The 17663-nt window shown below is 61.6% G+C and carries 12 protein-coding genes and 2 tRNA genes; 3 read left to right on the top strand and 11 right to left on the bottom strand.

Annotation, left to right across the window (positions count from 1 at the left end; all coding sequences use genetic code 11):
• Positions 1-360 precede the first annotated feature (360 nt).
• From WH265_RS19905 to WH265_RS19895, 3 genes are all read right to left on the bottom strand, one after another.
• Positions 361-735, bottom strand: a complete 375-nt coding sequence (locus tag WH265_RS19905) for a hypothetical protein (RefSeq protein ID WP_339536040.1) — start codon at positions 733-735, stop codon at positions 361-363.
• Between the two features lie 91 nt (positions 736-826).
• Positions 827-1378: a DNA-directed RNA polymerase subunit alpha C-terminal domain-containing protein gene (locus tag WH265_RS19900; RefSeq protein WP_312989957.1), complete on the bottom strand. Its 552-nt coding sequence runs from the start codon at positions 1376-1378 to the stop codon at positions 827-829.
• Between the two features lie 107 nt (positions 1379-1485).
• The gene (locus WH265_RS19895; protein WP_339559409.1) at positions 1486-1782 is read right to left on the bottom strand and encodes a hypothetical protein; all 297 of its coding nucleotides are present in this window, start codon (positions 1780-1782) and stop codon (positions 1486-1488) included.
• 186 nt (positions 1783-1968) lie between these two features.
• Between WH265_RS19895 and WH265_RS19890 the strand changes: the two genes are divergently transcribed.
• The 3 genes from WH265_RS19890 (at position 1969) to WH265_RS19880 (ending at position 3428) form a co-directional block, all read left to right on the top strand.
• Entirely contained in the window at positions 1969-2328 is a 360-nt protein-coding gene (locus WH265_RS19890; protein WP_339559408.1) for a helix-turn-helix domain-containing protein, read from the top strand.
• A gap of 230 nt (positions 2329-2558) precedes the next feature.
• Positions 2559-2915, top strand: coding sequence for a helix-turn-helix domain-containing protein (locus WH265_RS19885; RefSeq protein ID WP_339559407.1), 357 nt, complete (start codon positions 2559-2561; stop codon positions 2913-2915).
• A 24-nt stretch (positions 2916-2939) separates the two neighbouring features.
• Complete coding sequence (locus WH265_RS19880) at positions 2940-3428, top strand: NUDIX hydrolase (RefSeq protein ID WP_339559406.1); 489 nt, start codon at positions 2940-2942, stop codon at positions 3426-3428.
• A 54-nt stretch (positions 3429-3482) separates the two neighbouring features.
• Here the strand turns inward: WH265_RS19880 and WH265_RS19875 are convergent.
• The 8 genes from WH265_RS19875 to rpoB form a co-directional block, all read right to left on the bottom strand.
• Positions 3483-3558, bottom strand: a tRNA-Phe gene (locus WH265_RS19875).
• A gap of 128 nt (positions 3559-3686) precedes the next feature.
• Positions 3687-3762: transfer RNA gene (locus tag WH265_RS19870), tRNA-Phe, on the bottom strand.
• Positions 3763-3814: 52 nt separating this feature from the next.
• A complete protein-coding gene (locus WH265_RS19865) occupies positions 3815-4507 on the bottom strand; it encodes a response regulator (RefSeq protein WP_021024637.1) in 693 nt (230 codons plus the stop codon).
• A 39-nt stretch (positions 4508-4546) separates the two neighbouring features.
• On the bottom strand, positions 4547-6814 hold the full coding sequence (locus WH265_RS19860; RefSeq protein WP_339521085.1) for a sensor histidine kinase: 2268 nt from the start codon (positions 6812-6814) through the stop codon (positions 4547-4549).
• Positions 6815-6834: 20 nt separating this feature from the next.
• Entirely contained in the window at positions 6835-7431 is a 597-nt protein-coding gene (locus WH265_RS19855; protein WP_158400413.1) for a DUF4390 domain-containing protein, read from the bottom strand.
• A gap of 10 nt (positions 7432-7441) precedes the next feature.
• The gene (rsmB, locus tag WH265_RS19850) at positions 7442-8851 is read right to left on the bottom strand and encodes a 16S rRNA (cytosine(967)-C(5))-methyltransferase RsmB (RefSeq protein ID WP_339559405.1); all 1410 of its coding nucleotides are present in this window, start codon (positions 8849-8851) and stop codon (positions 7442-7444) included.
• A gap of 270 nt (positions 8852-9121) precedes the next feature.
• Complete coding sequence (rpoC, locus tag WH265_RS19845) at positions 9122-13351, bottom strand: DNA-directed RNA polymerase subunit beta' (RefSeq protein WP_021025384.1); 4230 nt, start codon at positions 13349-13351, stop codon at positions 9122-9124.
• Between the two features lie 19 nt (positions 13352-13370).
• Positions 13371-17483, bottom strand: a complete 4113-nt coding sequence (gene rpoB, locus WH265_RS19840; protein WP_312990044.1) for a DNA-directed RNA polymerase subunit beta — start codon at positions 17481-17483, stop codon at positions 13371-13373.
• Positions 17484-17663: the final 180 nt, after the last annotated feature.

Raw genomic sequence — 17663 nt, 5'->3', positions numbered from 1 at the left:
ATTTATAAATTAATCATCGATAGGGCATCGGCTGCACTTAATCATGCCTGTCGAGGAATGGACTTTTAGCGCATTTATTGCGCCAGGATTCCTGTCCGCGTCACCGGGACCAGCGCGCAGATAGCGCTGCACACCGCTGGCATGCCGTAGCACAACAAGCACATGGGGCGGGATGGGAGGGGAGCTAAGCAGGGGAAGCCAGCAGCGCCATACCCGAGGCGGGCTCAGCAACGCTGCTTGTCCAGAGTGAGGTGTGGGGGGTGCAGAGGATAGAGGTCAGCGCAGACGCAGACGCACCGGTCAGCGCAACCGTAGTCGGCAGCGCTGCTGCAAATAGGACAACAAAGACAACTGTCCCGATTAGCGGATTTTTCCGTTGCCTGGCGGCACGTAGCGCTGGCCTGGAAAGTAGACGCGCTCAATCTCGCGCAGCGAGCCCTCGCCCAGCGAGCGGATCTTCAGCAGTTCATGGGGGTAGGCCTGGCGCAGTTGCTCGGGGGTGGTGATATCGCCGCGCGCCAGTGCACGCACGATGGCCACGGGCAGCGAGCCATTGAGACAAGAGCCGGAGACAAAGGGCAACTCGGGCATCGCATGCATGGGAACATAGGACTGGCCGGGCAAAAAGGCCTTTTCAATCTTGCGCAGGCGCAGCAGGCCGATGCCCTTGATGGCGAGCAGCCCCAGCGGGTAAGCCTTGCGCACCGCCTCGACGCTATCGATGCCGTGGTGCACAAGAATCCGTACCAATGGCGCAGGCAGCTTCCCTTCTAGTGAAGTGCCAGGGTGTGACGCGGAACCATTTGCCATATTGATGAAATCATAATCATCTTTGCTTAATCGTGTTACTTATGGTTTTTCTTGATTTCATCGGCTCAAAGCGCTGCCCATCAAAAAACGTGGCCTCCACTTCACGCAGCGCCTTGATACCAAAGCCCGTTATCTCCACCAGGCGCCGGGGATAGGCGGCCACCAGTTGCTGCACGGTCTTGATGCCATGCCGGCGCAGGGTGATCAATACACGCCGGGACACCAGGCCTTCGAGCGAGGTCCCATCCAGATCTTCTGTCTCGATCGGTGCCAGCACAGGCACCTCATAGCGCCGCCCGGGAAAAAGCAGCGCCTCGATCTGCCGAAAACGCACCGGCCCCAGGTAATGGATTTTCAACAGCTTGGCCGGATACAGCGCTTCAACCTGGGCCAGCGTGGTGATGTCGTGCCTGGCCAGCAGCTTCCATAGATCCGGCGGCAGCAGACCCTGGAGCGACTTATCGGCATGGGCAGACGGTGGGGATGGTGATGTAGTCATCTGTAACCATCGTAGCCCCTTGGCCTTGCAAAATATTACATGGGCGGCTGAAATTAGATTTGTTGACATGTCTTATACACAGAGCAGCATGTCCGCATGCTTTTTTTCCTGCCGCCATCGCTGTTGTTGGCGATGCCCAGCGCCAACAACAGCCTCATTCGGAAGGCGTGGTGGGCTTAGCGCTTACCGCTGCCTTGCGGCGCCCTACGGCGCCTGGCCACCTTGACCATGTATATCGCCCCCAGAACGCACAGGCTCAGCGCCGGCCAGCCCACCAGGTACAGGCCCCAAAGACCTTCCACAAAGAACAGCACGCAAATGCCAATCTGTATCGCGCCAAACCGGCGCTGCGCCGCGGCCGCTGGCTTGGCAGCCGGCCTTGCTGCGGTGAAGCTGGTCTGCATCACGGCCTTGCGCCCAGCCGTCTTGTCGCTCGCTGGGCGGTGGCGCTTGTGCGGTTGTGCCTGCTCCATGGCGCGAAGTTCCTTTCATTAGGTGATGTGCATGCCAGGATGCTCTGAAACCGTGCCTGCCCATCCCCTGGCAGCGCTCGGGGACGGCAACACATATAGCGAAATTGCATTGGATTCCACATATTGCATTCTGGCCCATTCCGCACCGGCACACAACCATAACTGTTGGATTTGAACTAGACAGATATGATCAATAAGAAGCTTGCCGAGAAGCCCTTGGCCCAACTGCTGGGCCAGCGCATTGCCCAGCTGCGCAAGTCGCGCCAATGGACGCAGGCGCAGCTGGCAGAGCGTCTGCAGGTGGAGCCCGAGACCATCAGCCGCTTTGAACGCGGGGCCTCGGTGCCCTCACTGCATACGCTCGAAAGCCTTGCCTCGGTACTGCGCGTGGGCATCGCCGATCTGCTCGCCCACAGCTCCACCGCCCCCGATGACCAGGCCATGCGGATCAGCGCCTGGCTGTCCGAGCTGGAACCGGCGGACCGCGCCTTTGTCACCGGCATCATGCAGCAGCTTTGTGAGCGGCTGCGTTCACCTGGTGGTTGATGGAGGGCGTATCCATCATCGACATCGCGGCCCCCTCGCATTGCGCAGTAGACAAAAACCTGAGTTCAGCAGCAGAACGCAGCGCCCATTGACTCCACCGGACTGTGCCACCAACGCGCCTGTTTGTTGTCACGTATTTCGTGACGACAGCATTTGAAGAACTCCTGAAACTCGTGCCCTGCCCTTCTCTTCTTGCGCTTGAAGGTGGGGCGAATGGGAGTTGAACGAATATGGCGAAAAAGAGAGAGCCCATCGGCAAGCGAGTTGGAAATCGCATTGCAGAACTCAGACAATCACGCAACTGGTCGCAAGCAGATTTGGCATACCGCCTGCAGGTCGAGCCCGAGGCCATTGACCGCCTCGAATGCGGAAAATCAACGCCCTCGCTGCAAACGCTAGAGAGCCTCGCGGCAGCGCTGCAGGTGCATATCAGTGACTTGGTCAGCGAACACGCAGCCACCCCTGATCAGCAAGCCATGCAGATCAGTGCATGGCTTGCTGAGTTGGAGCCAGCCGACCACGCGCTGGTGACTGGAGTCATACAGCAACTGTGTGAGCGTATGCGCGCACGCAGCGGCCACCACTAACACCCTACTTTTATAGAAGCAAGCATGACGGCAACCACCCCATGGCGCCCACCCCAGCACATCAAAGTCAAAGCCATTGGCCTGCACTGGCGCAATGGCCAATTGCTGGCGACCGAGGTCTTGGATGATGCGGGCCGCCTGACAGGGGTGCGCCCCCTTGGCGGCGGCGTCGAGTTTGGCGAGCGCTGGCAGGCAGCGCTGCAACGCGAGTTCCACGAGGAGCTGGGCGTGGCGGTGCAGGTCCAGGGACCGCCCATCGTGATGGAGAACCTCTACACGCACCACGGGGCGGTAGGCCATGAGGTGCTGTTTATCGCCAATGTCGTGTTTGATGCAGCGCCCTTTGCGCACCTGGACCAGATCCGCTTTCGCGAAAACAACGGCACCCTGTGCACGGCGCGTTGGTTTGATGTGGCGGCGCTGGACATGCCGGGTGGCCCGGCGCTCTTCCCGGCAGGGCTCAAGCAGCTGCTGCTTGACAGGGCTGCCGGCGCGGCGCCGCCCAACCGCTGAGCCCGCGCCAGACGCAAAAAAGCCCATCACTGAGGATGGGCTTGGGAATGCGTTTGGTGGCCTGGCGCGGAATCGAACCACGGACACGCGGATTTTCAATCCGCTGCTCTACCAACTGAGCTACCGGGCCAACACAAGCTAGCATTATAGCCTGTGCCGCGCGCCCGTTCGGAAATTTGGGGGAATTGCCGCACATGCGATGCAGGGGCAGATACAAGAAAGCCTCTGCACCATCACTGATGCAGAGGCTTGTTGTTTTGGTGGCCTGGCGCGGAATCGAACCACGGACACGCGGATTTTCAATCCGCTGCTCTACCAACTGAGCTACCGGGCCCACGAGTTGAATTATAGCCCGAAAAAAAGGGCGCTTTTTCAAAAAACTGAAATCAGTTCTTTTTATTGCGGCTCAGGTCCACGCCCAGCTGGCGCAGCTTGCGGTAGAGGTGGGTGCGCTCCAGGCCGGTCTTCTCGGCCACGCGGGTCATCGAGCCGCCTTCGCGCGCCAGGTGAAACTCGAAGTAGGCCTTCTCGAAGCCGTCCCGTGCCTCGCGCAGCGGCCGGTCCAGGTCAAAGCCCTGGTGGGCATTGGGCGCGGCGTCCGCTGCAGCTGCGGTGGCAACCGTGGCAACCACCGGGGCGCTGTAGCCGCTGGGGCTGAAGGATGGCACTGCCTTGCCCGGTACGGCAGCCGCTGGCGCTGCAGCGGGTGCGGGCACATTGCGCTGCAAGCCCTGCTCGACTGCCTTGAGCAGCTTTTGCATCGTGATGGGCTTTTCCAAAAAAGAGAACGCGCCAATGCGCGTTGCTTCGACGGCGGTATCAATGGTGGCGTGGCCACTCATCATGATCACGGGCATCGTGAGCAGGCCGGTCATCGACCACTCTTTGAGCAGCGACACACCATCGGTGTCGGGCATCCAGATGTCGAGCAGCACCAGGTCGTAGCCGCTTTCGTTGCGGGCCAAGCGCGCCTGTGTGGCGTTCTCCGCAACGTCCACGCTGTGGCCTTCATCGTTCAAGATCTCCGACAGGAGATCCCGAATTCCCAATTCGTCATCGACAACCAGAATATTTGCCATATTTTTTGAAAATCCAGTGCAGCAGGTGTGAGAGTTATTTCAAATCATCAACTCTTTTTCGATAGAGAATGATAACGACACTTGGGCACCTAAGATTTTTTCCCCCTCGACTCGATTAGAGATTTCTACGCGAGCGCCATGCTCGTCCGCAATTTTCTTGACGACGGCCAAGCCCAAGCCGGTACCTCGGGGCTTGGTCGTCACGTAGGGCTCAAATGCCTTTTGTAATATATGTTCTGGAAAACCGCAACCGCAGTCAGCAATTGTCAAACGCACGCGTTTGCTGTTGCCACTGAACCGGGTGGAGATCCGCACCGCCGGTGCTGATGCCTCCTGGCCCACCCAGGCCTGTTGCGTTGCATCCTGCGCATTTTGCAGCAAGTTATGGATGACCTGCCGCAACTGCTGCGCATCGCCCATGATACGTGGGGCCGCACTGTCCAGCTCTGCCTCCACCGGTATCACAGCATTTTCCGCGCCATATAAATGCAGCACGTCCATCACCAGTGCATTGAGGTCCACGGCCTGCAGCTCGGCGGCCGGCAGGCGGGCATAGTCGCGGAACTCGTTGACCAGGCGTTTCATCGCATCGACCTGGTCGACGATGGTGGTGACAGACTTTTTCAAAATCGCCTGGTCCTGGCCTTCGAGCTTGTTTCCCAGCTTGATCTCCAGCCGCTCGGCCGACAGCTGGATCGGTGTCAGCGGGTTCTTGATCTCATGGGCCAGGCGCCTGGCCACCTCGCCCCAGGCCTGGGCGCGCTGCGCCGAGACGATCTCGGAGATGTCGTCGAACACCAGCAGGCGGCGGTTGTCGGGCAAGGTGGCGCCGCGCGCCACCAGGTTGATGCTGTTCTGGTTGGGCAGCTGGCTGTCGCCATGGAGCTCATAGGGCTGCTGCCAGTGGTCCAGGTAGTGCTCGTCGGTCACATCGTGCAGGCGGGCAAACTGGCGGTCCACCTCTTGCGCAAAGGCCTGCAGCCCGGGCAGATCGCGCAGCGGGCGGCCTTCAAACGCGGCCAGCGGCGCACGCAGAATGCGGGTGGCCCCGGGGTTGCTGGAGTGGATGACGCCCTCTCCATCAAGCACGATGACGCCGGCGGTGAGGTTGTCCAGAATGGTCTGCAGGCTCTGGCGCGCCTCATCGGTCTGGCGCATGCCGCGCTCGACGGCACGGCGCGCGTCGAGCAACTGCTGGGTCATCTCGGCAAAGGAGCGGGTCAGGCCGCTTAACTCGTCCTTGCTGGGCAGCACCGGTTTGGGTCGCAGATTGCCCGATGCCACCTCGCGCACGCCCTCGGCCAGCACCAAAAGCGGGCGCACCAGCTGGTTGCCCAGCAAGGCGGCCAGCACCACGGCGCCAAAGACGGCCAGGAACAGGCTCAAGGTGAGCGTGCCGATGTACATGCGGCGCAGGCCGTCCCGTGCCAGCGCGCGCTCCTGGTATTCGCGGTTGGCCTCCTGCACCTTGAGGGCGTTGACCACCAAGGCCGCTGGCAGCGGCATGGTGGCCTGCAAAAAGCGGCCATCGGGGATCACCCCCACATCGCCATTGGCGACCTGCACCAGGGTTTTGACGCGCACCTTGGACGGGTCGCCGGTGATGGCGCCGTTGATGTCGGACACCTCTTCGAGGCCATCGATCTGATAGGCGCGCTGCTGCTGGGTGGCGGTGCGCAGCAAGGCGGCCGAGGGCTTGTCGGGGTTGAGCACAAAGCGCGACTGGCCGGTGCTGGCAATGGCCTGGGAGCTGGCCGACCACAGCACCACGTCATCGGCGCCGAGCTGGTCCTTGATGCGTTCGAGCACGAGGCCGGATGCGGCATCCGATATCTGGGACAGCTGGCTGCTGGCCGTGCGGGTGCGCTCGGCCATCGCCGTGGAGGTGGTATCGAGCGTGATGCGCGCAAGGTTGACCCCGGCGTCCAGCGCGCCTTCGACCTTGACATCGAACCAGCTCTCGATCGAGCGCGAGACGAACTGGTAGGAGACGAAATAGATCACCACGCCGGGCAGCACGCCCACCAGCGCAAAGGTGGCGGCCAGCTTGAGCAGCAGCTTGCTGCCAAAGCGCCGGGCCACAAGGCGCCGCACCAGGATGGCTACACCCCACAGCACCACCATGCTGAGCACACAGGCCACGCCGATGTTCACGCCCAGCAGCACGCCGTAGTAGCGCTCGTAGAGCACGCGGTTGTTGGTGGCGAAAGACAGCAGGAAGAGCAGCACCAGGCCGATGCCGATCATCGCCGACAGGCCCACGATCACCGACCAGCGCGCACGGCTGGGCGTGTAGGCCACGCGCATCGACGATGATTTTTCGATTTTCACTGCGCACTCGCCTCGGGCAGCGGCAGCTGGCTTCTGAGCTGCAGGTTCAGGCCGCCATTGCTGAACGGCGCGAACTGGAAGATGCGCGGCAGCTGGCTGCTATCGAGCCGGAAGCTGAACTTGACCAGGTAGTCCCCATCGCTTGCGAGCTCATCGGCGCTGGCGATCTTCCAGTTGCGCACGCGCTTGACCACGAGCATCACTTCTTCGAGGCTGTCAAAGCTCTGGCCCAGCGAAGTCACCGCACCGGCATCGGTCAGCGGCATGCTCGAGACATGCAGGCGCCAGCGCCGGGTCAGCGGCTGGTAGCTCACGCGCAGGTAGCGGGCGGTTTTCTTGACGGTCTTGTCGCGCCAGTACCAGCGCTCGGAGATGATCTCGGCCTCCTGCACAAAGTACAGCGCCACGCCTTTATTGAGGGCATCTTCGATCTGGTCGGGCAGCGCAAACTGCAGCGCCACCGTGGCAAAGGCACCATCGGCATTGCGCACCAGCTGCAGCTCGACCTTTTTCTCATTCTCCGACGCCATGGCCGGTGCCGCTGCGGCACAGCACAGCATCAGCGCAAGGAGGAAATGGTGGATCAATCGCATACGGACGGGCTCAACGAAGCGGCTTGTGCAGCAGCGCGTAGTAAAAACCGTCATGGTCGCACGCCAGGCTGCCCAGGCTATTGTGACCGGCCTCGCGCAACTGTGGCAACAAATGCCCTGGCGCAGGCAGGCGTTGGGCATCGGCGTGGCGGCTGAGGAACTGCGCCACCTGGCCCTCGCCCTCCTCATGGAAGACCGAACAGGTGCAGTACAGCAGCCGGCCACCGGGCACGACCAGGGGCCACAGGGCTTCGAGCAGCTGGCGCTGGATGGCGGCGAGCTGCGCGATGTCGGTGGCGCGGCGCAGCCAGCGCACATCGGGCTGGCGGCGCACGATGCCCGAGGCCGAGCAAGGCGCATCCAACAAAATTGCATCAAATTGCTGCATTCCGTGGCGCGCTTGCACCGCCGGCAGCCAGCTGGCCACTTCGCTGCCGCTGGCCACCACCACATCGGCCTGCAGCGACAGCCGCGCCAAGGTATCGCCAATGCGTTCGGCACGCTTGGCATCGATCTCCAGCGCCACCATGTCGATGGGGCGCTGGGGCGTGGCGGCTTCCAACAGATGCGCGGTCTTGCCGCCGGGCGCGGCGCAGGCATCGAGCACATGCAGCGCGCGGCCATCGTGCGGCTGCAAGCCATCGAGCAGCAGCGGCGCGGCCATCTGCGCGGCGCTGTCCTGCACCGAGACCCAGCCCTGCGCAAACTGCGGCAGCTGGTCCACCGGCACGCCACGCGTCAGCACCAGGCCGGCCTCGCCCACGCCGACGACGGCCTCGATGCCCGCTTCATCCAGCAGCGCCAAATAATCGGCGCGGCTGCAGCGCTGCAGGTTCACGCGCAAGGCCATCGGCGCCTGCGCATTGTTGGCCGCCACAATGGCTTGCCAATCCTGCGGATAGTCCTGCTGCAGGCGCCCCAGCCACCACTGCGGGTGGTTGTACTGCGCCACCGGCTCCTGGGCCACAGCGCGCAGCAGGTCATCGCGCTCACGCAAAAAGCTGCGCAGGCAGCCGTTGATGAAGGCCGATTGCGACTTGGTGGCCGAGCGCTTCTTGGCCGCATCCACCGCCTGGTTCACCACGGTGAAGGCGTCGTAGCGCGGCACCTCGGGCAGCAGCAAGGCCAGCGCCGTGCACAGCAAGGCATCGACCGCGCTGGCGGGCTTGCGCGGGGCCAGCTCGGCACGCAGCGCCTCTGCGGTGCCCAGCACGCGCAGCACATCCATCAACAGGGCCTGCACGCCGGCGCGCAGCGCGGGCTCCACCCCGCCCAACACGGCGCGGGCAGATTGGCCCTGGCGCACGTCCTGCAAGGCGCGCGCCACCGCCAGCAGCTGGGCGGACAGGCTGGGGCCCTGGTTGGTGGTGGGCGCTGTGGCGGCCCGGGAGGGTTGTCGTGGACGGGAAGGGAGGTTCATGCCAAAGGAGTGCAAAGGCCTGGGGGCCTCTGCGGATCAAAAGGAATACTAATCGATATGCCCCAGGAGGCCTCTGCGCGTGCAGAGCCTGCCTGGTAAAGACGCTGTGCAAAGCGCCCTGCCCGGCTCCAAAGGTGGAACCGGAAGGAAGCTTGGCACAGAGCCATCTCCATCCTGCGGGACATTAAAAAACCCGTAATTCCGCGGCGCGAAATTACGGGTCTTGCTCATCCCAACCTGACCGGCTTGCACCGGTCAGGGATTGGCGGCTTAGTCAGCAGCAGGGTCTGCAGCGCTATCGGCAGCGGCCACCGCTTCTTCCGACACACCGGCCAGATCGGCCGCTTCTGCATCGGCGATGGCGCGGCGCTCGGCCTCGTCCATCTCGTCCTTGGCCTTGCGTGCCTGGTGGTAAGCCAGACCGGTACCCGCGGGGATCAGACGACCCACGATGACGTTTTCCTTCAGGCCACGCAGCTCGTCGCGCTTGCCCATGATGGCAGCCTCGGTCAGCACGCGGGTCGTTTCCTGGAAGGAAGCGGCCGAGATGAAGGAGTCGGTGGACAGCGAAGCCTTGGTAATACCCAGCAACACGTTGGAGTAGACCGCTGGGATCTTGCCATCGCGCTGTGCAGCTTCGTTGGTGTTGAGCACTTCGGAGCGCTCGACCTGCTCACCCTGGATGTAGGAGGTATCACCTGGGGCTTCGATGACCACGCGGCGCAGCATCTGGCGAACGATCACCTCGATGTGCTTGTCGTTGATCTTCACGCCTTGCAAGCGGTACACGTCCTGCACTTCGTCGACGATGTAGCGCGACAGCTCTTCGATACCCAGCAGGCGCAGGATGTCCTGCGGATCGGCTGGGCCGTCGACGATCAGCTCGCCCTTGTTGACCACCTGGCCTTCGTGCACCAGGATGTTGCGTTCCTTTGGAACCAGCTCTTCCCAGACCTTGCCTTCCAGATCGGTGATCTGCAGGCGCACCTTGCCCTTGGTTTCCTTACCGTAGGACACGGTACCGGTCATCTCGGCCAGCGCACCCTTGTCCTTCGGCGTACGGGCTTCGAACAGTTCGGCCACACGTGGCAGACCACCGGTAATGTCGCGGGTCTTCTGGCCTTCCATTGGAATACGGGCCAGCACTTCGCCGGGGCCCACTTCCTGGCCATCACGCACCTGCAGCAGAGCGCCGACCTGGAAGCCGATCGTCACCGCGTGGTCGGTACCAGGAATCTTGACTTCCTGGCCGTTGGCATCTGCCAGCTTGACCTGCGGACGCACGACCTTGGCAGAGCCACGGTGCTTCGGATCGATCACCACCAGGGTGGACAGACCGGTCACTTCGTCGACCTGCTTGGCCACGGTCAGACCTTCTTCCACATTCTCGAACTTCACCTGACCGGCGTATTCGGTAATGATGGGTCGGGTCAGCGGATCCCAGTTGGCCAGCACGGTACCTGCCTTGATCTGTTGATCAGGCTTGATCGACAAGATAGCGCCGTAAGGCATCTTGTGACGCTCGCGCTCGCGGCCGTACTCGTCCTGGATCACGATTTCGCCGGAGCGGGAAATCACGACCAGTTCGCCCTTGTTGTTGGTCACATAGCGCATCTGTGGGTTGAAGCCCACGATACCGTTGGACTTGGCTTCCACGCTGGAGGCCACAGCCGCACGCGAAGCCGCACCACCGATGTGGAACGTACGCATGGTCAGCTGCGTGCCAGGCTCACCGATCGACTGTGCAGCGATCACACCGACGGCTTCGCCGAGGTTGATCATGCCGCCACGGCCCAGGTCGCGGCCGTAGCAGGTAGCGCACAGACCAAAGCGGGTTTCGCAGGTCAGTGCCGTGCGCACCTTTACTTCGTCCACGCCAGCCGCTTCCAGATCTTCGATCAGGTCTTCGTCCAGCAGGTCGCCGGCCTTGGCCAGCACAGCGCGGGTCTCAGGGTGCAGCACTTCGTCCGCAGCGGTACGGCCGAGGATACGGTCGCGCAGCGATTCGATCACTTCACCACCTTCGACCACAGCGCGCATCAGGGTGCCGTTGTGCGTGCCGCAGTCGAGCTCGGTGATCACCAAGTCCTGCGTCACGTCCACCAGACGACGCGTCAGGTAACCGGAGTTAGCCGTCTTCAGCGCCGTGTCGGCCAGACCCTTACGGGCGCCGTGGGTGGAGATGAAGTACTGCAACACGTTGAGGCCTTCGCGGAAGTTCGCGGTAATAGGCGTCTCAATGATCGAGCCGTCAGGCTTGGCCATCAGACCACGCATACCTGCCAGCTGGCGGATCTGCGCGGCCGAGCCACGGGCGCCGGAGTCGGCCATCATGTAAATCGCGTTGAACGATTCCTGATCGACTTCGTTGCCATGGCGGTCAATGACCTTTTCCTTGGCCAGCTGGGCCATCATGACCTTGGAGACTTCGTCACCGGCCTTGCCCCAGATGTCCACCACCTTGTTGTAGCGCTCGCCAGCCGTGACCAGACCGGAGACGTACTGCTGCTCGATTTCCTTCACTTCGGATTCGGAGCGGGCAATGATCTCGGCCTTTTGCGGTGGCACCAGCATGTCGCCAATGGCGATCGAGATACCGGAGCGGGTTGCCAGACGGAAGCCGTTTTGCAGCAGCTTGTCGGCGAACACCACGGTTTCCTTCAAGCCACACTTGCGGAACGAGATGTTGATCAGCTTGGAGATTTCCTTCTTCTTCAACGTCTTGTTGATCGAAGAGAAAGGCATACCCTTGGGCAGAATCTCGGACAGCAGCGCGCGGCCCACGGTGGTTTCCACCAGCTTGGTCGTAGGCTCGAACTCACCCGAGGCCTTGTTCTTGTTCCACTCGGTCAGACGCACGCTGATCTTGGTGGCGCGCTCGACCTGCTCGGCATCCAGTGCGCGTTGCACTTCGCCGATGTCGGAGAACACCATGCCTTCGCCCTTGCCGTTGATCCGCTCGCGGGTGGCCTGGTACAAGCCCAGCACCACGTCCTGAGAAGGAACGATCGAGGGTTCGCCCGAAGCGGGGAACAGCACGTTGTTGGAGGCCAGCATCAAGGTGCGGGCTTCCATCTGTGCTTCCACCGACAGCGGCACGTGAACAGCCATCTGGTCACCGTCGAAGTCAGCGTTGAATGCCGCGCAAACCAGCGGGTGCAGTTGCAGGGCCTTGCCTTCGATCAGGATAGGCTCGAACGCCTGGATACCCAGACGGTGCAGCGTAGGCGCACGGTTGAGCATGATCGGATGCTCGCGGATCACCTCTTCCAGGATGTCCCACACCACGGGGGTGCCGGTTTCGACTTCCTTCTTGGCGGCCTTGATGGTCGTGGCGATGCCACGCGCTTCGAGCTGCGCGAAGATGAAAGGCTTGAACAGCTCCAGCGCCATCAGCTTGGGCAGACCGCACTGGTGCAGCTTGAGCGTTGGGCCCACGGTAATCACGGAACGACCGGAGTAGTCGACGCGCTTACCCAGCAAGTTCTGACGGAAACGACCGCTCTTACCCTTGATCATGTCGGCCAGCGACTTGAGGGCACGCTTGTTCGCGCCGGTCATGGCCTTGCCACGGCGGCCGTTGTCCAGCAGCGAGTCGACCGCTTCTTGCAGCATGCGCTTTTCATTGCGGGCAATGATCTCTGGGGCCTTGAGCTCCAGCAGGCGGCGCAGACGCGAGTTACGGTTGATGACGCGGCGGTACAGGTCGTTCAGGTCGGAGGTCGCAAAGCGGCCGCCGTCCAGCGGCACCAGAGGACGCAGATCGGGAGGCAGCACGGGCAGCACTTCCATCACCATCCAACCGGGCTTGATGCCGGACTTCTTGAACGCTTCGAGCAACTTCAGGCGCTTGGCGTTCTTCTTGACCTTGACTTCGGAGCCGGTCAGGTCGTTGCGCAGGCGCTCGATTTCCGAGTCGATCTCGATGCCTTCGAGCAGGTCCTTGATGCCTTCGGCGCCCATCTTGGCCACGAATTCATCACCGTACTCTTCGACGTTCTTGTCGTACTCGTCTTCCGACATGATGCTGAACTTCTTCAGCGGGGTCATGCCGGGGTCGGTCACCACATAGGCTTCGAAGTACAGCACGCGCTCGATGTCGCGCAGGGTCATGTCCAGCACCAGGCCCAGGCGCGAAGGCAGGGACTTGAGGAACCAGATATGGGCGCAAGGCGCGGCCAGGTCGATGTGACCCATGCGCTCGCGGCGCACCTTGGTCTGCGTGACTTCAACGCCGCACTTCTCGCAGATCACACCGCGGTGCTTCAAGCGCTTGTACTTGCCGCACAGGCATTCGTAGTCCTTGATCGGGCCAAAGATCTTGGCGCAGAACAGACCATCGCGCTCGGGCTTGAAGGTACGGTAGTTGATGGTCTCGGGCTTCTTCACTTCGCCGAAAGACCACGAACGGATCTTTTCGGGCGAAGCCAGGCCGATTTTGATGGCATCGAAATGCTCATCAGGCGTGAATTGTTTGAACAGGTCGAGTAGCGATTTCATAGACTCTTTCCCCCTTCAATTAAGAACGTTCCAGTTCGATGTCCAGGCCCAGGGAACGGATTTCCTTGACCAGCACATTGAACGACTCCGGCATGCCGGCTTCGATAGCGTGTTCGCCCTTGACGATGGATTCGTACACCTTGGTACGGCCCACCACGTCATCGGACTTCACGGTCAGCATTTCCTGCAGCACATAAGCGGCGCCATAGGCTTCCAGCGCCCACACTTCCATTTCACCGAAACGCTGACCACCGAACTGGGCCTTACCGCCCAGAGGTTGTTGCGTCACCAGCGAGTAAGGACCGGTGGAGCGGGCGTGCATCTTGTCATCGACCAAGTGGTGCAGCTTGAGGTAGTGCATGTAGCCGATGGTGGTGGGACGCTCGAAGCGCTCACCGGTGCGGCCGTCATACAGGTAGGCCTGCGTGCGTGGCTCGGTCAGACCCTTGCGTGCCTGGATGTCATCCGGGTACGCCAGCTTGAGCATGTCCTTGATTTCCTGCTCGGAAGCACCGTCGAACACCGGCGTTGCGAAAGGCACGCCGTTCTTCAGGTTCTCCGCCATGAACATGATCTGGTCATCGGACAGTTGCTTGAGGTCTTCCTTGCGACCGCGGCTGTTGTACACCTCTTCGAGGAAGGAGCGCACTTCAGCGGCACGGGCTTCGGCCTGCAGCATGTCACCGATACGCTGGCCCAGGCCCTTGCCGGCCCAGCCCAGGTGGACTTCGAGCACCTGACCGATGTTCATGCGCGAAGGCACGCCCAGCGGGTTCAGCACGATGTCGGCGGTGGTGCCATCAGCCATGAAAGGCATGTCTTCCACCGGCACGATCTTGGAGACCACACCCTTGTTACCGTGACGGCCGGCCATCTTGTCGCCAGGCTGCAGACGGCGCTTGACAGCCAGGTAGACCTTGACCATCTTGAGCACGCCAGCGGGCAGCTCGTCGCCTTGGGTCAACTTCTTGCGCTTTTCTTCAAAAGCCAGGTCAAAGTTGTGGCGCTGCTGCTCGATGGAGTTCTTGATGGACTCCAGCTGGGCGGCGACGTCGTCTTCGGCAGGGCGGATATCGAACCAGTGGAACTTCTCCACGCCGTCCAGATAGGCCTTGTCGATCTTGGTGCCCTTGGCCAGCTTTTGTGGGCCGCCATTGGCCACGCGGCCGTTGAGCAGCTTGGCGATACGGTCGAACGCATCGGCTTCCACAATACGCAGCTGGTCGTTCAGGTCCAGACGGAAACGCTTGAGTTCGTCGTCGATGATCTGCTGGGCGCGCTTGTCGCGCGTGATGCCTTCACGGGTGAAGACCTGCACATCGATCACGGTACCTTGCGAGCCCTGGTCCACGCGCAGCGAGGTGTCCTTCACGTCGGACGCCTTCTCACCGAAGATGGCGCGCAGCAGCTTCTCTTCTGGGGTCAGCGTGGTCTCGCCCTTTGGCGTGACCTTGCCCACCAGCACATCGCCGGGCTGCACTTCTGCACCCACGTAGATGATGCCGGACTCGTCCAGACGGTTGAGTTGCTGCTCGGACAGGTTCGGGATGTCGCGCGTGATTTCCTCGGCACCCAGCTTGGTGTCACGGGCCATCACCACCAGCTCCTCGATGTGGATCGAGGTGTAGCGGTCTTCCGCGACCACGCGTTCGGAGATCAGGATCGAGTCTTCGAAGTTGTAGCCGTTCCAGGTCATGAAGGCGATCAGCATGTTCTGACCAATGGCGATTTCGCCCAGGTCGGTCGATGCACCGTCGGCAATCACGTCACCCTTGGCCAGCTTGTCGCCGCGGCGAACCACAGGACGCTGGTGGATGTTGGTGTTCTGGTTGGAACGCTGGTACTTGATGAGGTTGTAGATGTCCACACCCACTTCACCGGCCACGGCTTCTTCGTCGTTCACACGGATCACGATACGGGTCGCGTCCACGTAATCGACGATACCGCCACGGGTAGCCGTCACGACGGTGCCCGAGTCGACCGCAGCAACGCGCTCGATACCGGTACCGACCATGGGCTTTTCAGGGCGCAGCACAGGCACGGCCTGGCGCGACATGTTGGCACCCATCAATGCGCGGTTCGCGTCATCGTGCTCGAGGAACGGAATCAGCGACGCAGCCACCGACACGATCTGTGCGGGCGACACGTCCATGTACTGCACGCGCTCGGCGGACAGCAGGGTCGATTCACCGTTTTCACGGGCAGAGACCAGGTCACCGGTCAGGCGGCCTTCGGCGTCGAGCTCGGCATTGGCCTGCGCGATCACGTACTTGCCTTCTTCGATGGCCGAGAGGTAGTCCATCTGGTCGGTCACCTTGCCATCGATCACGCGACGGTAAGGGGTTTCGATGAAACCGTACTCGTTCAGACGCGCGTACAGAGCCAGCGAGTTGATCAGACCAATGTTGGGACCTTCAGGCGTTTCGATCGGGCAGACGCGGCCGTAGTGGGTCACGTGCACGTCACGCACTTCGAAGCCTGCGCGTTCGCGGGTCAGACCGCCTGGGCCCAGAGCGGAAACACGGCGCTTGTGCGTGATTTCAGCCAGCGGGTTGGTCTGGTCCATGAACTGCGACAGCTGCGAGGCGCCGAAGAATTCCTTCAGCGCAGCCGAGATCGGCTTGCTGTTGATCAGGTCGTGCGGCATCAGGGGCTCTTGCTCAGCCTGGCCCAGACGCTCCTTCACAGCCTTTTCGATACGTGCCAGACCGGTGCGGTACTGGTTTTCGGCCAGCTCGCCCACGCAACGCACGCGGCGGTTGCCCAAGTGGTCGATGTCATCGACTTCACCCTTGCCGTTGCGCAGATCGACCAGGATCTTCACGACTTCGAGGATGTCTTCGTTGGACAGCACCATGGGGCCGATCGCGGTGTCGCGGCCGATCTTGGCGTTGAACTTCATACGGCCGACACGCGACAGATCGTAGGTGTCTTCGTTGTAGAACAAACGCTGGAACAGCGCCTGCACGGCGTCCTCGGTGGGAGGCTCACCAGGGCGCATCATGCGGTAGATGGCAACGCGTGCAGCGAACTCGTCAGCGGTTTCATCGGTGCGCAGGGTCTGCGAGATGTAGGCGCCGTGGCTCAGCTCGTTCGTGTAGATGCAAGCCAGATCCTGGATGCCGGCTGCGCGCAGCTTCTTGAGCAGCGCTTCGGTCATCTCTTCGTTGGCCTTGGCGATGATTTCACCGGTGTCAGGGTCAACGATGTTCTTGGCAGCGACGCGGCCGAGCAGGAAGTCTTCAGGCACGCTGATGAACTTGGTGCCCGATTGCTCCATCTCGCGGGTGTGGCGCGCGGTGATGCGCTTGTCCTTGGCGACGACGACCTTGCCCGACTTGTCGGTGATGTCAAAGCGCGCGACTTCACCCTTGAGGCGGTCAGCCACAAATTCCATTTGCGCGCCGCTGTCCATCAGGCGGAAGTTGTCGTTCTCGTAGAACGTCGCCAGGATGGACTCGGGCGTCATGCCGATGGCCTTGAGCAGAATCGACACCGGCATCTTGCGGCGGCGGTCCACACGGAAGAACAGCAGGTCCTTGGGGTCGAACTCGAAGTCCAGCCAGGAGCCGCGGTAAGGGATGATGCGTGCCGAGAACAGCAGCTTGCCCGAGCTGTGCGTCTTGCCCTTGTCGTGTTCAAAGAACACGCCTGGCGAGCGGTGCAGCTGCGAGACGATCACACGCTCGGTGCCGTTGACGATGAATGAACCTTTGTCCGTCATCAGGGGCACTTCGCCCATGTAGACTTCCTGCTCCTTCACTTCCTTGACCACCTTGGATTGGGGCGTGGAGGATTCACGGTCATAGATAATCAACTGCACCTTGGCGCGCACAGCGGACGAGAAGGTCAGACCACGGGTCTGGCATTCGCGCACGTCGAAAGCGGGCCTGGCGAGGTTGTACTCGACAAACTTCATCTCCACAAAACCGTTGTGCGAGACGATGGGGAAAGCCGAGTTGAAGGCAGCTTGCAAGCCTTCATCAGTACGCTTTTTGGGGGCCGAGTCTGCTTGCAAAAATGCGGTGTAAGCATCTTTTTGCATTTGCAGCAGGTAAGGCACTTCGAGCACGCTATCGCGGCTGCCGAAACTTTTGCGGATTCGCTTGCGTTCGGTGTAAGAATAGGCCATGAGATCTCCGGGCAAAGACATGAGTCCTGGGTCTTCGACGACACCCCCGCGAGGGGGTTGCAGCTTGGTGGGTTGGCCACTACCAACCATGGCAGACGGTGGTGCATTGCACACCACCCGAACCAAGGGGTTTTCTAGTGTCGGATGTTAGAAAACACTAAAAATCAGCCATCAACGGCC

It is taken from the genome of Comamonas sp. MYb396, from assembly GCF_037479555.1.
Classification (GTDB): domain Bacteria; phylum Pseudomonadota; class Gammaproteobacteria; order Burkholderiales; family Burkholderiaceae_C; genus Comamonas.
Note: the sequence above shows the minus strand (reverse complement) of the source record. Positions and strands in the feature narration are given on the sequence as shown.

What these genes read in the sequence shown, in the direction of transcription:
- WH265_RS19900 (WP_312989957.1), bottom strand. Translation starts at nt 1,378, where the DNA reads ATGTCAACAAATCTAATTTCAGCCGCCCATGTAATATTTTGCAAGGCC.
- WH265_RS19895 (WP_339559409.1), bottom strand. Translation starts at nt 1,782, where the DNA reads ATGGAGCAGGCACAACCGCACAAGCGCCACCGCCCAGCGAGCGACAAG.
- WH265_RS19890 (WP_339559408.1), top strand. Translation starts at nt 1,969, where the DNA reads ATGATCAATAAGAAGCTTGCCGAGAAGCCCTTGGCCCAACTGCTGGGC.
- WH265_RS19885 (WP_339559407.1), top strand. Translation starts at nt 2,559, where the DNA reads ATGGCGAAAAAGAGAGAGCCCATCGGCAAGCGAGTTGGAAATCGCATT.
- WH265_RS19880 (WP_339559406.1), top strand. Translation starts at nt 2,940, where the DNA reads ATGACGGCAACCACCCCATGGCGCCCACCCCAGCACATCAAAGTCAAA.
- WH265_RS19865 (WP_021024637.1), bottom strand. Translation starts at nt 4,507, where the DNA reads ATGGCAAATATTCTGGTTGTCGATGACGAATTGGGAATTCGGGATCTC.
- WH265_RS19860 (WP_339521085.1), bottom strand. Translation starts at nt 6,814, where the DNA reads ATGCGCGTGGCCTACACGCCCAGCCGTGCGCGCTGGTCGGTGATCGTG.
- WH265_RS19855 (WP_158400413.1), bottom strand. Translation starts at nt 7,431, where the DNA reads ATGCGATTGATCCACCATTTCCTCCTTGCGCTGATGCTGTGCTGTGCC.
- rsmB (WP_339559405.1), bottom strand. Translation starts at nt 8,851, where the DNA reads ATGAACCTCCCTTCCCGTCCACGACAACCCTCCCGGGCCGCCACAGCG.
- rpoC (WP_021025384.1), bottom strand. Translation starts at nt 13,351, where the DNA reads ATGAAATCGCTACTCGACCTGTTCAAACAATTCACGCCTGATGAGCAT.
- rpoB (WP_312990044.1), bottom strand. Translation starts at nt 17,483, where the DNA reads ATGGCCTATTCTTACACCGAACGCAAGCGAATCCGCAAAAGTTTCGGC.